This is a genomic window from Streptomyces sp. NPDC055400, assembly GCF_053644375.1.
The window spans coordinates 182,640-197,229 of the sequence record NZ_JBSHLM010000009.1 but is presented as its reverse complement, the minus strand read 5'-3'; the positions used below and the strand labels follow the sequence as shown (position 1 = coordinate 197,229).

General features: G+C 69.0%; 10 protein-coding genes and 1 pseudogene. 4 read left to right on the top strand and 7 right to left on the bottom strand.

Features of this window, described 5'->3' with window-relative positions:
* Window positions 1-2 precede the first annotated feature (2 nt).
* The 6 genes from ACWIGU_RS24395 to ACWIGU_RS24370 form a co-directional block, all read right to left on the bottom strand.
* Complete coding sequence (locus tag ACWIGU_RS24395) at window positions 3-2,030, bottom strand: beta-galactosidase (protein WP_454403815.1); 2,028 nt, start codon at window positions 2,028-2,030, stop codon at window positions 3-5.
* A complete protein-coding gene (locus ACWIGU_RS24390; RefSeq protein ID WP_454403814.1) occupies window positions 2,027-2,743 on the bottom strand; it encodes a hypothetical protein in 717 nt (238 codons plus the stop codon). Before ACWIGU_RS24390 ends, ACWIGU_RS24395 begins: the two co-directional genes overlap by 4 nt.
* Window positions 2,740-4,242 carry a GH39 family glycosyl hydrolase gene (locus tag ACWIGU_RS24385; protein ID WP_454403813.1) on the bottom strand — a complete coding sequence of 501 codons (1,503 nt, stop codon included), beginning with the start codon at window positions 4,240-4,242 and terminating at the stop codon, window positions 2,740-2,742. Before ACWIGU_RS24385 ends, ACWIGU_RS24390 begins: the two co-directional genes overlap by 4 nt.
* Window positions 4,239-5,894, bottom strand: a complete 1,656-nt coding sequence (locus ACWIGU_RS24380; protein ID WP_454403812.1) for an ABC transporter substrate-binding protein — start codon at window positions 5,892-5,894, stop codon at window positions 4,239-4,241. Before ACWIGU_RS24380 ends, ACWIGU_RS24385 begins: the two co-directional genes overlap by 4 nt.
* A gap of 64 nt (window positions 5,895-5,958) precedes the next feature.
* Entirely contained in the window at window positions 5,959-6,831 is an 873-nt protein-coding gene (locus ACWIGU_RS24375; protein ID WP_454404017.1) for a carbohydrate ABC transporter permease, read from the bottom strand.
* A gap of 32 nt (window positions 6,832-6,863) precedes the next feature.
* Window positions 6,864-7,850 carry an ABC transporter permease gene (locus tag ACWIGU_RS24370; protein ID WP_454403811.1) on the bottom strand — a complete coding sequence of 329 codons (987 nt, stop codon included), beginning with the start codon at window positions 7,848-7,850 and terminating at the stop codon, window positions 6,864-6,866.
* A 174-nt stretch (window positions 7,851-8,024) separates the two neighbouring features.
* Here ACWIGU_RS24370 and ACWIGU_RS24365 point away from each other — a divergent pair, with 174 nt between their 5' ends.
* The 3 genes and pseudogenes from ACWIGU_RS24365 to ACWIGU_RS24355 form a co-directional block, all read left to right on the top strand.
* Entirely contained in the window at window positions 8,025-9,023 is a 999-nt protein-coding gene (locus tag ACWIGU_RS24365; protein ID WP_454404016.1) for an acetylxylan esterase, read from the top strand.
* A 132-nt stretch (window positions 9,024-9,155) separates the two neighbouring features.
* Entirely contained in the window at window positions 9,156-10,214 is a 1,059-nt protein-coding gene (locus ACWIGU_RS24360) for a LacI family DNA-binding transcriptional regulator (RefSeq protein ID WP_454403810.1), read from the top strand.
* A gap of 166 nt (window positions 10,215-10,380) precedes the next feature.
* Window positions 10,381-11,071 (top strand): annotated as a pseudogene (locus ACWIGU_RS24355) (endo-1,4-beta-xylanase); the annotation flags it as partial.
* A 65-nt stretch (window positions 11,072-11,136) separates the two neighbouring features.
* On the opposite strand, the gene ACWIGU_RS24350 reads toward ACWIGU_RS24355, so the two are convergent.
* Window positions 11,137-13,002 carry an alpha-L-fucosidase gene (locus ACWIGU_RS24350; RefSeq protein WP_454403809.1) on the bottom strand — a complete coding sequence of 622 codons (1,866 nt, stop codon included), beginning with the start codon at window positions 13,000-13,002 and terminating at the stop codon, window positions 11,137-11,139.
* Window positions 13,003-13,471: 469 nt separating this feature from the next.
* On the opposite strand from ACWIGU_RS24350, the gene ACWIGU_RS24345 reads away from it, so the two are divergent.
* Window positions 13,472-14,491: a LacI family DNA-binding transcriptional regulator gene (locus ACWIGU_RS24345; RefSeq protein ID WP_454403808.1), complete on the top strand. Its 1,020-nt coding sequence runs from the start codon at window positions 13,472-13,474 to the stop codon at window positions 14,489-14,491.
* The last annotated feature ends 99 nt before the right edge of the window (window positions 14,492-14,590 follow it).

Sequence of the window (14,590 nt, the reverse complement as noted above, 5' to 3'; positions counted from 1 at the left end):
GCTCATGCGAGGCGGAGGACGCACACGCCCAGCGGGTCGAGCGCGAGGGGCTCGCCGGGCGCGTACACCTTCCCCGTCAGGAGGTCCGTCGCCGCCTCGTGGACCGGCAGCTCCACGTCCGATGAAGTGTGGTTGAGGAGGAACAGCAGGCACGTCCCGTCGGGAGTGACACGGGTCGCCGTCTCCACGCCGGCCACCTCGGCGTACGGACCGACGAGACCGTGCCGGGACAGCACCTGGCGCACCACCCGGTCCGTACCCGCATCGTCGAGCTGCGTCGCCACGTACCAGCCCTCGCCGCCGCGCTCCCCGAAACGGTTCCGGGTGACGGCGGGCGTTCCGGCGTAGAAGTCGGTGGTGTAGGTGGCGACAGGCTCGGCGCCCTGCGGCACGACGAGCTCGAAGACCAGCCGGGCCGGTGAGCGCAGGTCGCCGAAGTCGACCGGGTTCGTCACCTCCGCCGCCCGGGAGTCCCACTCGTCGACCCGGACGCCCATCAGCGGCCCGAGCGGGCCTGGCACATCCGTGAGGAAGGCGCGGTCGTGCTCGTCGCCGCGCCCGGACAGGAAAGTCGTCACCACGGTGCCGCCTCGCTCCGCCACCGCCTCCAGACGTGCGGCCAGGTCCCCCTTCACCAGGTGCAGCAGGGGTGCGAGGACCACGTCGTACGCCGACAGGTCCGCTGTCACGGGGATCACGTCGACGTCCGCGCCCGCCGCGCGCGCGGCCCGGTAGTAGGAGTGCACGACATCCTGGTAGCGCACCAGCCGCGACGGGCCGTCCGACATCTCCAGCGCCCACCAGCTGTCCCAGTCGAAGAGCAGAGCGGTCCGGGCGGGCGTCCGGGCGCCCAGCGTCACCCCGCCCGCCCGGCCCAACTCCTGTCCCAGTTCAGCCACTTCCCGGAAAACGCGTGTGTCGTCGCGGCCCGCGTGGCCGATGACCGCCCCGTGGTACTTCTCGCACGCCCCGCGCGAGGCCCGCATCTGGAAGTACAGGACCGCGTCCGCGCCGTGCGCCACCGCCTGCCAGCTCGCGAGCCGCAACTCGCCGGGCCTGCGCAGCGGATTGACGTCGCGGCAGGCTGTGGTGGACGGCGTCTGCTCCATCAGCCAGAACGGGGCGCCGCCCTTCAGGCCGCGCATCAGGTCGTGCGCGAGGGCCGGCCAGGTCGCCGGAGCGTCCAGCGGCGGATAGCTGTCCCACGACGCGAAGTCGAGATGCGGGGCCCAGCGGTGATAGTCCAACGGCCGGTACATCCCCATGAAGTTGGTGGTCACGGGGGTGTGCGGACTGTGGGCGCGCACGGCCTCCTTCTCGGCGACGAAGCAGCCGAGCAGCGCGTCCGTGGTGAACCGGTGGTAGTCGAGCGTGATGCCCTGAAAGGCGGTGTGGTCCGGGCCGCGCCAGTGCTCGGTGAGGGCGCTGGGCGGCTCGATCTCGGACCAGTCCGTGTAGCGGTGCGACCAGAAGGCCGTCCACCACGCGTCGTTCAGGGCGTCCAGCGAGCCGTACTTCTCGCGCAGCCAGGCGCGGAACACCTCCGCGCACAGGCCGCAGTAACAGGCGCCGCCGTACTCGTTGTTGATGTGCCAGGCGAGCAGCGCCGGATGGTCCGCGTACCGCTCGGCGATGCGTCCCGCCAGCGTCGTGGACAGGCGGCGGTACGCCGGTGAGCTCGGGCAGAAGTTGTGCCGCTGCCCATAGCCGTGCCGGCGGCCTTCGAAGTCGGTGCGGTTCACCTCCGGGTGGGCCTTCGCGAGCCAGGGCGGCAGCGCGGCCGTGCCGGTGGCCAGGACGATGCGGCGCCCTGCGGCCGCCGCCCGGTCCACGATCCGGTCGAGGACCGTGAAGTCGTAGGTGTCCGGGGCCGGCTGGAGCAGCGACCATGCGAACACGCCCACCGTCAGCGTGTCGATCCCGGCTTTCCCGAACAGGCGGTGGTCAGCGTCCCAGACCTCCTCGGGCCACTGCTCGGGGTTGTAGTCACCGCCGTAGGGGATGGCGGTGGTGGCGGGCACGCCGTTCATGCGGTGAAGTCCTCCTGGGTCTCGGCGATGATCGGACGGCTGGTGTGCAGCAGTGACAGGAGCAGCACCGGAGCGAGCAGCAGAGGCAGCGCCTCGGTCCACCACAAGGTGGCCGCGGTCGCGAGCACGAGCAGACTGGCCGCGCCGAGTGTCGCCCGGCCGTGCCGCAGCAGGAAGTACCCGGCGAGCCGCGCCGTGTCGACGGCCCGGAACGTGAACAGGGACGTGAGCACCAGCGCGTGCGCGCCCCAGAGGAGCGCGCCCACGCTGATGCCCCCGAGCAGTACCGCCCACCAGCCGGGCAGTCCGGTCGAGGCGAAGTGGGTGAGGCCGTACGCGATGACGGTCAGCCAGGCGAGCAGCGGAACCCATATCCGCAACGCGGCGGCGGTGTTGAGGCGCAGCCCTCGCAGATAGGCGCGGGCCGGACGCAGTTCCGTCAGGTTGCGGCTGCGGTGATGCAAGGCGTACAGGGCGGCGGACAGGGCCGGGCCGAGCGGCGCGAGGCACAGCGCGGCCAGCGGCAGGTTCGCCGGGTCCGCGCCGAGGAACAGGAGTCCGAGCAGGCTGGGCGCCAGCGTGAGCAGCAGCAGGCCCTCGACGGTCACCAGTGTGTGGATGAGGGCGCAGGCCCGCGACAGCGGTCCGTCGCCGAAGGCGCGGGAGGCGCGCGGCAGGGCCGCCCCGGGGGAGCCGGCCTGTGCGGTGCTCATCCGGAACCTCCGTCCCCGAGTATCCGGCCCTCGTCCCACCAGTCGGGAGCCTCCTCGGTCACCGGGCTGAGCTCGACCAGCGTCACCTCGTGCCGTTCGAGCGTGAGGACGACGTCCGCCCTGAACTCCTCGATGGGCAGGCGGAGATGGGACCTGCCCGGTTCCGCGGCGTCGTGCAGCAGGTCGAGTTGGTGCGGGCGTGGTGAGCGCGGGCTGCCCATCCGGCGCCACGCGGTGTACGCGTTGCCGCGCTCCTCGTCGACGCTGGAGCGGCGCAGGAAGACCGCGCCGCGCTCGGCGTCGCCGACCGGGACGGACAGCCGCAGCGTGTGCAGGTCTGTCCCGGGCGGCGCCCACGCCAGAACCGTGACCCGCCCGTCGGGGTGCCGGGTGACGAGATGGTCGTCACCACGGGCCAGCACATCTCGGCCCATGCGGGCCATGAACGCGTACAGGTGGTACGTGGGTTTCCTGACCTGGCGGTGCGTCAGGAGCCCGAAACCGCCGTGGAACAGGGCCGTCGGAACGCCCACCTCCTCGAACATGTCGCTGAACGTCCAATACGAGAAGGAGTCCACCAGGTCTCCGCCGGCCGCCAGGACCGGAGCCAGGTACGCGGCGTGAAAGGCCGTGTCGTGGACCGGGTTGTCCGGGCGGTAGGAGGAGTTGAACTCCGTGATGTGGACCGGAAGGTCGGCCAGCGACGTTCCCTTCAGCTCGCGCCGCGGGGCCCCGAACTGCTCCAGCAGGCGCTCGGCCGGGGCCAGCGTCTGGTACGTCCCGAACGGCACCGGCTGCGCGGGCCCCGAGGTGTACGCGTGCCGTGACACGAAGTCGACCGGCAGATCCCGCCGCTCCACGAACTCCGCGAACCGCCCGAGCCAGCCCTCGTCCGCGCCGGGCGACACGGCGGGCCCGCCGACCTGGAGGGACGCGTCGACGTCCTTCACCGCATGCGCCGTCACCTCGTAAAGACGGTGGTAGGCCGCCTGGTCGGCGCCCTCCCAGAAGTCCGGCAGATCCGGCTCGTTCCACACCTCGACCGGCCAGTCGCGCACCTCCTCGAGGCCGTAACGGTCCACGAGGTGGGTCAGTGTCGCGCGCACCAGGTCCGCCCATTCCCGGTGTGAGGAGGGCGGTGTCACGTTCCCCTGCCACCAGAAGACGGTCTGCGCGCCGGACGCCAACTCGTCCGGCATGAAACCGAGTTCGAGGAAGGGGCGGATGCCGAGCGCGAGACAGGCGTCGACGACCTGGTCGACGTAGGTGAACGAATGATGCACCTGCCGGGCGCCTTGCCACTCGTACGGCCGGTACACGCCCATCCCGTCGCTGAACAGCCCGTGTCCGCGGATGTGCCGGAAGCCGATGTCCTTCTGGAGCAGCGTGAGGGAGTCCTGGTAGTCGCGGCGCAGGGCGAGTTCGAGGCGGCCCGTGCCGACGCATGCCCGCCACGCCTCGGAGAGGAGGCCCTGCGACTCGGCCGGGACGCGGATCATCCGTTGTCCTTCTTGTACCGCTCGTAGGCCTTGTTGTGCAGATCCACGAGCTGCTGCATGTTCTTGGCCTTCAGCTCGGTGACGTAGTCGTCCCACTCGGACAGCGGCCGCTTGCCGAGCGCGAACTTGAGGGTGTTCTGGTTCATGTGGTCTGTGAGCGGCGTCTCCCAGAGCGAGGCCTGCTCCTGCTCCGCGGACTGCAGCGGGTGGGCCGGGGCGATCGGCGTCTGCTTACGCCTGGCCATCACGTCCTGGAACTTCTTCTCGTCCGGGCTGAAGGTGGAGGACACCAGCTGCCAGCTGCCGCCGTAGGTGAAGACGCCGTTGAAGAAGCCGTAGTCCTTCTGCAGATCCTTGGGTGCCTTGGGGTCGGAACCCATGAGGCTGATGCCGGGCTTCAGCTTGTACTGGCCGCCGGACTTCGTGTACGTCACGCCCTCGACGCCCCACTTGCAGAAGGCCTGGCCTTCGTCCGAGTAGAAGAGCCAGTCCGTGAACTGCATCAGCGCGACGAAGTTGTCGCTCTTGAGGGCCTTGCTGGAGATCATGAGGCCGTTCTCCAGGCGGATGCCGCCGAGCACGACTTCACCGGCCGGGCCGATCGGCACCGGAATCATCTCGATCTTCGCGCCCTTCACCTGCCGCTCGAGGTTGTAGCGGTACTTCTGCACGAGCTCCTGTGGGTTGGCGCTGATCGCGAAGGACTTCTCCGCCAGCAGCTTCTTCACCGCGTTGTCGTCGGTCTGGGTGAAGCTCTCCGGGTCCATCAGCTTCTCGGCGACCAGCTTGCGCAGGTACTCGATGACCTGCCGGAACTCGTCCGTCGCCCCGGTGAAGACGAACTTCTGCGTCTTCGAGTCGAAGGTGATGTTCTCGTACGTCCAGCCGGCCCGGACGCCGTACGCCTGCCCGAGATAGCTGAGCAGGGCGGCCGCCGGGAAGACCGTGTTGGTGCTCCAGCGGTCGGAGAGGGGGTAGCTGTCGGGGTACTCCGCCTTGATCGCCTTGAGGACGTCGTACACCTCGTCCCACGTCGACGGCAGGCTCACGCCGATCTTGTCGAGGACGTCGGTGCGGAAGGACAGCGAGTATCCGGACTTGGGCTTCTCATGGAGTCCGGGTAGCAGATAGTACTTTCCGTCGGACTGACGGATGGAGTCCAGCTCGGGCTCCAGCTTCCACCGCTTCACCTTGTCCTGGAAGTTGGGCATCAGGTGCACGTACTCGCTCACCGGCAGGATCGCACCCGACGACACGAACGCGACCTCGGAGGGGTGGTACGTCTTGGGGATCAGGAAGGGGGCGTCACCCGAGCCGATCAGCAGGCTGCGCTTCTTCTCGTAGTCGCTCAGCGGGACGTCGACGGGCTGCAGCGTGATGCCGGTGCGCTTGGTGACCTCCTTCCAGAACAGCCAGTTCTTCTTCAGCGGGTACGTCGGGTTGTCGTTGTGCAGGACGGCGAAGGACAGCGCCTTGGTCGCCTTGAACTGCTCGCCGGGGTTGTACTTCTCCATGGCGCCGTTCCGCTTCTTCGACAGGTCCTTGCTGTCGCCGCCGTCGTCACCGCTGCCGCAGCCGGTGAGCACGGCGAGTCCGGCGAATCCCGCCGCGGCGAGCAGCGACCTTCTCGACAGCTGGCCCGTGTTCGTCACGTGAACTCCTTTGTTCTGCAAGTGTGTTGGGGTGTGATTGCGTTCATGCGTGAAGTGGTTGCGCTCAGCCCTTGACCGCGCCGAGCATCACGCCCGAGACGAAGTACCGCTGCACGAACGGGTAGACGGCGAGGATCGGCAGCGCCGTGAGCACGATGGTCACGGACTGGATGTTCGCGGCGGCCTGGGTGAGCTGGTCGGCCGCGGCCCCCGCGTTGCCGCCCTCGGTGGCGCCCGCGATGAGGTTGCGCAGATAGACGGTGACCGGCATCAGATCGGCCCGGTCCATGTACAGGAACGCCGAGAACCATGAGTTCCAGAACGACACCGAGTAGAAGAGCACCATGGTGGCGATGACGGCCTTCGACAACGGCAGCACGATCCGCAGCAGAGTCCCGTACGTGCTCAGGCCGTCGATCTGCGCGGCCTCCTCGAGCTCTGCCGGCATGTTCTCGAAGAACGCCTTCATCACCAGGAGGTTGAAGACACTGATGGCGTTCGGCAGGGCGATCGCCCAGATCGAGTTCTTCAGGCCGAGGCTGGTGATCAGCACATAGTTGGGGATCAGACCACCGGAGAAGAACATCGTGAAGACGGCGATGCCGACGAGGAATGTACGCCCGCGCAGGTCCTTCTTCGACAGGACGTACGCGTAGATCGTGGTGAGGGCCATGGCGACAGCGGTGGACAGCACCGTATAGAGGACGGTGTTGCCGTAGCTGCGCCAGAACGTCCCGTCCTGGAAGACGATCTTGTACGTGGTGAGGTTGAAGCCCTTGGGCCACAGCGTGACCTCGCCCGCCCGGATCTGGTGCTCCCCGCTGAACGAGCGGGCGACGATGTTGATGATCGGGTAGAGCGTGACCACCACGACCAGTGTCAGGATCACGGCGTTGACACCTTGGAAGACACGGTAGCCGCGGGTGGGGCGGGCCACGGTCGTCGCGGCGCGGGGCCGGGTCTGGATGCTCACCACAGGCTCGTCCCCACGGTCTTGCGCGACAGCCGGTTCGCGGACGTGATCAATAGGAGGCCGATGACCGCCTCGAACAGGCCGATGGCCGCGGCATAGCTGAAGGAGTTCGACTCGACACCGGTGCGGTACAGATAGGTGGAGATGACGTCGGCCGTCGGGTACGTCAGCGGGTTGTAGAGCAGCAGGATCTTCTCGAAGCCGACCACCATGAACGTGCCGATGTTGAGGATCAGCAGCGTGATCATGGTGGGGCGGATGCCGGGGAGGGTCACGTGCCAGGTCTGCTGCCAGCGGTTCGCGCCGTCGATCCGGGCCGCCTCGTACAGGTCCTCGTCGATCGTGCTCAACGCGGCGAGATAGAGGATCGTGCCCCAGCCGGCCGTCTGCCAGACCTCGGAACCGACGTAGATCGTCCGGAACCAGCCGGGCTCCTGGATGAACCGGACCGGATCGTGGCCGAACGTCGTGAGTATGTGGTTGATCGGGCCGTCCGAGGCCAGCATCTGCACCGTGATGCCCGCGACGATCACGATGGACAGGAAGTGCGGCAGGTACGAGATCGACTGCACGAACCGTTTCAGTGCGGTGCGCCTGACCTCATTGAGCAGCAGGGCCAGCACGATCGGCACGGGGAAGCAGAACAGCAGCGTCAGCAGGCCCATCCAGAGCGTGTTCCGGAAGACCTGCCAGAACGACGGGTCGTTGAGGAACATCTGCACATAGCGCAGGCCCACCCACTCCTCGCCGAGGATCGAACCGCCCGGCTCGAAGCGGCGGAACGCGATCACGTTGCCGATCATCGGCAGGTAGCGGAAGACCAGGAAGAACAGGATCGGCAGCACCGCAAGGGAGTACAGCTGCCAGTCGCGGCGCAGTGACCGGCGCCAGGAACGACGGCCGGGCGGAAGCTTCTTGCCGGGTGGCGGGTCGGGCGGGGCGCCGGTGCGGGGCTGGATGCCCGTCATGGTGGAGGAGCTCATGCAGGGCCTTTCGTCACACGGGCAGGCGGAGGTCATCACAAGGGCGGGGAATAAGCTACCGAGAACTTTCAGGAATCTTCCGGTAACGTCGCCGCAACCTAAAGCCGCTCCCGACCCCTGTCAATGGGTTCTGCGTCAAAGGGAGTTGGCTCCGTGACCGGCTGTGAGGTGCCTGTGCCCGCCTTCGACCTGCCCCTGGACGAACTCAAGCGCCACCGACCCGAGCCCGACGAACCCGCCGACTTCGACGCGTTCTGGCAGGCCACGCTGAAGTCCGCCACCCACCCCGAACCCCTGATCCGCGTCCGGCCCGTCGACAGCGGCCTGCGGCTCGTCGAGAGCTGGGACGTCACCTTCCGCGGCTTCGCCGGAGACCCCGTCCGCGCCTGGTACACGCGTCCCGCGGACGGCGGCGAACTCATACCCGCGGTCGTCGAGTTCGCGGGTTACGGCCGCGGCCGCGGCCTCCCGCACGAGCGCCTCACCTGGGCGAACGCCGGATACGCCCATCTGCTCATGGACAACCGTGGCCAGGGCGACCAGTACGGCAACGGCGGCGCGACCCCTGACCCGCACGCGAGCGCTCCCGGCGGCCCGGGACCTGCGGTGCGCGGGCTGCTCGATCCGCACGACTACCACTACCGCCGCCTGATCACCGACGCGGTGTGTGCCGTCGCCGCGCTGCGCGCCCTGCCCGGCGTCGACCGGGACCGGATCGCCGCGGTGGGCAACAGCCAGGGCGGGGGAGTAGCCCTCGCCGTCGCCGGACTCGTCCCCGATCTCGCCGCGGCCCTGGTCACGGCGCCGCTGCTGTGCGGTATCCGGCGCGCCCTCGGCCTGACCGACGCAGGGCCCTACGGCGAGATCGCCGCCTACCTCGCCGTGCACCGGGGCGCGGAGGACGCCGCGTACCGCACGCTCGGCTACGTCGAGGGCGTCTCGTTCGCTCGCCGCGCCCACGCCCCGGCCCACTTCGGAGTCGGCCTGCGCGACCAGGTCTGCCCGCCCAGCGGTGCCTACGCGGCGTACCACCGCTACGGCGAACTCAGCGGCGCGGACCCCGTCCGGGAGATCCACGCCTACCCGTTCAACGGGCACGAGCACGGCGACGCCGTGCACGTACGTCGCCAAATGACCTGGCTCCGCGAGGTGCTGGGAGCAGGGGGCGCGTAGATTCAGGGCCAGACGTTCGGCAGGTCGGACAAAAACCCGGCTTGACCGGCGCACGGTCGACGGCATGTCCTACGGTTTCCGGAAGACATCCGGAGATCTTTCAGGATGCAGAGGTCGATGGAGGTGGGGAACGTGGCCCGGGTTGGCGGCAGAGGCAAGGCAGCCACGCAGAGCCCGGACGGGCCGGCCAAGGTGACGATCACCGAGATCGCTCGGGAGGCGGGGGTGTCGGTCCCGACCGTCTCGAGGGTCGTCAACGGGCGCTCCGACGTATCGCCCGCCACCCGGGCGCGGGTCGAGGATCTGCTGCGGCGGCACGGGTACCAGCGGCGCCCGGCTGCGCCGGGTGACCGGGCGGCCCTGCTCGACCTGGTCTTCAACGACCTGGACAGCCCTTGGGCGGTGGAGATCATCCGGGGCGTCGAGGAGGTGGCGCACGAGGCCGGGGTGGGCACGGTCGTCTCCGCGATTCACGACCGGGCGGGCGCGGCCCGGCAGTGGATGACGAATCTGCGGGCCCGCGCGTCGGACGGGGTGATCCTCGTGACCTCGGTTCTCGAACCGGGGCTGCACGACGAACTGCGGCGCCTGGGCGTGCCGTTGGTGGTCGTCGACCCGGCCGGTTCGCCGGCAGGCGAGGCGCCGACCGTCGGTGCCACGAACTGGGCGGGCGGGATGGCTGCGACGGAGCACCTGCTGGGGCTCGGTCACCGCCGGATCGGGTTCATCGAGGGCCCGCCCCGGCTGCTGTGCTCGCGTGCCCGGCTCGACGGGTACCGGGCCGCGCTGGACGTGGCCGGCGTGCCGGTGGATGACGCGCTGATCGTGCCCGGCGACTTCTACCACGAGTCCGGATTCACCGGCTGCAACCAGCTGCTGGACCTGGCCGAGCCGCCCACCGCCATCTTCGCCTCCAGTGACCAGATGGCGCTCGGGGCGATCGAGGCGCTGCGCCGGCGCGGGCTGCGGGTGCCGGAGGACATGAGTGTCCTCGGCTTCGACGACCTCCCGGAGGTGCGCTGGTCGGCGCCGCCGCTCACGACGGTCCGTCAACCGTTGGCGGAGATGGGCAAGCTGGCGGCGCGCTTCGTCCTCGACCTGGCCCGGTCCGTCGCACCGGCCTCATCACGGGTGGAGCTCGCCACGGAACTGGTGGTCAGAGCCAGTACGGGCGAGCCCCGGCAGGTCTGACGCGCTCGGCACCCATCGGGGGTGTCAATGGCCTTTTTCGTCAAGGCCGTTGACACCCCCGTCGCGTGTCCGTAACTTCCGAGATCATTCACCGATAGTTTCGGGTCACTTCCGGAAGGTGTGTGATGCCGGCCTCCGTATCCCTGTCCCGCCGCCGCGCTCGACGACCTGGACCGCCGACGAACTGCGCTCGATCCTCAAGAACCACATCACGACCGAGGTGAAGCACTACAAGGGCAAGGTCTTCGCGTGGGACGTCGCCAACGAGATCATGAACGAGGACGGCACCCACCGGGAGAACATCTTCTACAAGACCCTCGGCCCCGGCTACATGGCCGACGCCCTGCGCTGGGCGCACGCCGCCGACCCCAAGGTCAAGCTGTACCTCAACGACTACAACGTCGAGGGGCTCGGCGCGAAGTCGGACGCCTACTACACACTGATCAAGCAGCTCAAGGCGGATCGCGTCCCGATCGGCGGCTTCGGCATGCAGGCCCACCTCGCCCTGCAGTACGGCTTCCCGAGCGACATGCGGGGGAACAACCCAGCGTTTCGCCGACCTGGGCCTCGACGTCGCGATCACCGAGCTCGACGTCCGTATGATCCTGCCCGCCGACCCGGCCGAACTGACCCGACAGGCCGACTGGTACGCCCAGATCACCGACGCCTGCCTGGCCGTGCGGCGCTGTGTCGGCTTCACGCTGTGGGGCTACTCCGACCGGCACTCGTGGATCCCGTCGGTCTTCCCCGGCCAGGGCGCGGCGCTGCCCTGGGACGAGAACCTCCAGCGCAAGCCCGCCTACGACGCCATCGCCGGCGCGCTCGCGGCCGGCGTGAGCTCGGCGACCGGACACTGACCGCCGGGTGGCGACGGGGACGCTTGCCCCGAAGGCGCCAGAGGCCCTCGGGGCAAGCGCGTTGGTCACCCGAGGTCGTGGCTCACGGGATACGAGTGGCCGACCGCGATCTCGTCGATCCTCAGCTGGCGGTAGAAGGGGACGACGGTCGCCGCCGACCAGGTGCTGTCCACCTCCAGCCTGATGTAGCGGGCCGTGGTGTCGAGGTCGACGTAGCGGGTGCTGCGGGCGCTCTCCATGACGCCGGTCTTCACCGGCTCGCCCCAGTGCTCGCCGTCGTCACTGACGAAGACCTTGTAGTCCTTGATCCGGGCCGAGTCCTCCTTCCTGCCGAACGACTCGCGGTTGTAGGTGGGCGACCACTCGGTCTGGTTCACGGCCAGGTACCGGGCCTTCTTCACGCCCCCGAGATCCAGCGTGACCGAGACGGGCACCTGGGCGTTCGAGTCCCAGTACCGGGTGAGGTCACCGTCGGTGAGGTTGGCCGCCGAGTGGCCGTCCTTCGTCGACGTGGCGGTGGCCCGCACCGTGTTGGAGGGGTACAGGCCCTGGCGGTGTCGCTCCGTCTCCACCTTGAAGACCGTGTCGTACGGGTCCCAGGCCGTGATGTCCTTGAGTGTCACCGTGCCGTCGTGCTGGTCGAAGGCGATGTCCTTGCCGGTGCGCAGATCGCTGATGCGCTTCACCTTGGTGCCGTTGTCGCGAAGGCTGAGGGTGCCGGCGCCGCTCGGCCGCGTCGTGACGTGGATGTACTGGCGGGTCGGGTCCTCCTTGCTCACCGTGGTGTAGCCGTAAGCCCCGTCGTTCCAGGCCCCCGGACGCAGCCCGCCGTACAGGTAGCCGCCGCCCTCCACGCCGTGCAGCGACTCCCAGATGGGGTCGAGATACTTCGACAGGTAGTCGGTGAACGCCTGCTGCTGGGGCGGGAACGTCCCGTTCACCTGGGCCTGGAGGTCCATCAGGGACTTGTACGACGTCCCCGCGTTGGCCACGTAGCGACGGATGTTGAGCGCCGTGTCGACCGGACGGTCCTGGCCGTCGTACCACCAGGCGCCGCTGGAGGGCACTTTGTAGCAGGACTCCGTCAGGCGCGGCATGGACGTCCAGTACGCCGCCGGCATGTCGTAGTCGGGCGTCATGCCCGTCTTCTGCTCATTGGACACGGTGTCCATGATCGGCGTGTCTTCGTTGTTGTTGCTCAGGAGCATGTCCGGGCGCTGCTCACGGATCTGCTCGTAGAGGTGGTGCTGCTCCCAGTACGCGTTGTCGTTGTCGATCCAGAAGCCCTTCAGGTCCGGGTAGTTGTGCATCACTTCGAAGAAGTTGTCGTAGCTGAACTCGCCGAAGCCGGGCCTGGTCGTCAGATCGACGTCCTTGCCCTTGTACGCGGAGTAGGCGGCGGAGTCGAAGGACTCGCGGCCCTGCTCGTCGTGCCACTGCGGATCGTCGGTCATATAGAGGATGACCTTGATGCCCTTGGCCTTGGCCGCCTTGATGAGCTCACCGAGGATGTCGCGCTTCGTCGAGCAGCTGCCGGGGATCTTCGACGGCCAGGGGCGGGCGTAGCCCAGGCGGCTGTGGAAGGTGGCCAGGACGATGTAGGAGCCGTGGATCTTCTGCGTCTCCTTGACCCAGTAGTCCGGGTTCCAGCCGCTGTCGTTCACGGCCTGCTGCCAGGAGTCGCAGTCGTAGTGGGCGGGCTGTGTGTACATGCCCCAGTGCAGGAAGAGGCCCGCGGTGGAGTTGCGCAGCCAGGTCTGGCGCGGGTCGGACATGCCTGGCACCGGGTCCGCCTGCGCGGTGGCGGACGTGCCGGTGGCCGTGGCCGCGGGGGCGGATGCGGGGGTGAGCAGGAGGGGGCTGAACAGGGCGAGCAGGGCCGCCCACAGGGGCCACAGACGTCGTGGCCGGCGCGCTGGTCTGCTGGACATGAGGGGTTGTTCCTCCTTCGGGTGCAGCACCGCGCGGGCGCCGGGGCACGTCCAAGGCCCGTACGCCGTCGCGGAGTTCGGGCGCGACGGGCTCCATGGAGGCTTCGTCGACGAGCACAGCGACGCGGACCCGGTCGATGAGCGCGCTGGTGGGCGCGGGCGGGCGTTCTGCCGCGGTGACCGCGATCGACGTCACGTACGTCCTCCGGGAGGGCGACTGCAGGGACGGGTGCCCGTTCGTGAGCGTTCCCGTGAGCGCTCACGGAGTACCTTGAAGCCGCTGCATGTCCCCGTCAAGACCGGTGCGAGGGATTGCTGGACTCGGCCTTGATCGTTGCAATTGCCGTACAAATGAAGGTCGTTGACAGCATGGAGTGAGCTGCTCATCATGTCCGTGAGCGCTCACGTGAACCATCCCGCATCGACGGCGGACGACACTTGGGCAGGCAGAGAGAGGAGCCTTCCCGAGATGCCCACCCCCCGTACGTCCCGGCGCGGGCGTCACGGCGTCACCATCGACGACGTGGCCCGCTCCGCGGGTGTCTCCCGGCAGACCGTCTCCCGCGCCATCAACGACAAGCCGGAGATCGACCCGGACACCCGGGCGCGGATCCTGGAGGTCGCCCAGACACTCGGCTACCGGCCCAACCGGCACGCGCGCGGCATGGCCGGCCCGGCGACCACCACGCTCGGCCTGGTCGTCGCCGATGTGCTCAACCCGTTCTTCCCCGAGGTCGTGGCCGGGGTGATGGAGGCGGCGGACGAGCGCGGCTGGCAGGTTGCCGTGTACAGCACCGGGTCGGCCCTCGAACGCGAGCAGACGGTGGCGGCCACTGTCGCCGACCATGTCGACGCGTGCGTCGGCTACTTCTTCGCCGAGAGTGCCATCGAACGGGTGCGGGGCACCGGAATCCCGCTGGTGCTCCTGGACCACGACACCCGGCCGCCGGCCGCCGGCGGTGTCCGTATCGACTTCGAGTCCGGGATGCGGCAGGCCCTCGGGCACCTCATGGCGGCCGGACACCGGCGCGTGGTCATGCTCGATGACAAGGCCCGCGGAGACGGGGCGGACCCGCACTCCCGGCGCGCCCTGTTCCTCGCCCTGGCCGCCGAGCACGGCCTCGACGCCGAGGGGACTTCGGTCGTGTCCGTGGCCAACTCCGTGCAGGGCGGCGCCGACGGCATGGACCGCGTGCTCGCCGAACACCCCGGTACCACCGCGGTGCTCGGCTACAACGACCTGATCGCGGTCGGCGCGCTGCGCCGCGCGCTGCGCCGGGGAATAGCCGTACCGGGAGACTGTGCCTTCGTCGGGTGCGACGGCCTCATGCTCGGCGAGCTCATGGACCCGCCGCTCACCACACTCCACATCGACAAGCGCCAGGTGGGCCGGGCGGCCGTCGAGCAGGTCGCGGCGCTCGTGCAGGGCCGCGGCCCGCTCGCCGAGCGGGTGATCGTGCCGCGTCTGGTGGTGCGCGAGTCGGCCTGAGCGGCGGCCGTCGATCACGGCGATGAAGGAGGCGGCGCCGTGGTCAGCAGCGGCGTCTGTGAGTGGGCTGCGGCCGACGTCGTCGCGGGGGCAGTGCGG

What these genes read in the sequence shown, in the direction of transcription:
- ACWIGU_RS24395 (WP_454403815.1), bottom strand. Translation starts at nt 2,030, where the DNA reads ATGAACGGCGTGCCCGCCACCACCGCCATCCCCTACGGCGGTGACTAC.
- ACWIGU_RS24390 (WP_454403814.1), bottom strand. Translation starts at nt 2,743, where the DNA reads ATGAGCACCGCACAGGCCGGCTCCCCCGGGGCGGCCCTGCCGCGCGCC.
- ACWIGU_RS24385 (WP_454403813.1), bottom strand. Translation starts at nt 4,242, where the DNA reads ATGATCCGCGTCCCGGCCGAGTCGCAGGGCCTCCTCTCCGAGGCGTGG.
- ACWIGU_RS24370 (WP_454403811.1), bottom strand. Translation starts at nt 7,850, where the DNA reads ATGAGCTCCTCCACCATGACGGGCATCCAGCCCCGCACCGGCGCCCCG.
- ACWIGU_RS24350 (WP_454403809.1), bottom strand. Translation starts at nt 13,002, where the DNA reads ATGTCCAGCAGACCAGCGCGCCGGCCACGACGTCTGTGGCCCCTGTGG.
- ACWIGU_RS24345 (WP_454403808.1), top strand. Translation starts at nt 13,472, where the DNA reads ATGCCCACCCCCCGTACGTCCCGGCGCGGGCGTCACGGCGTCACCATC.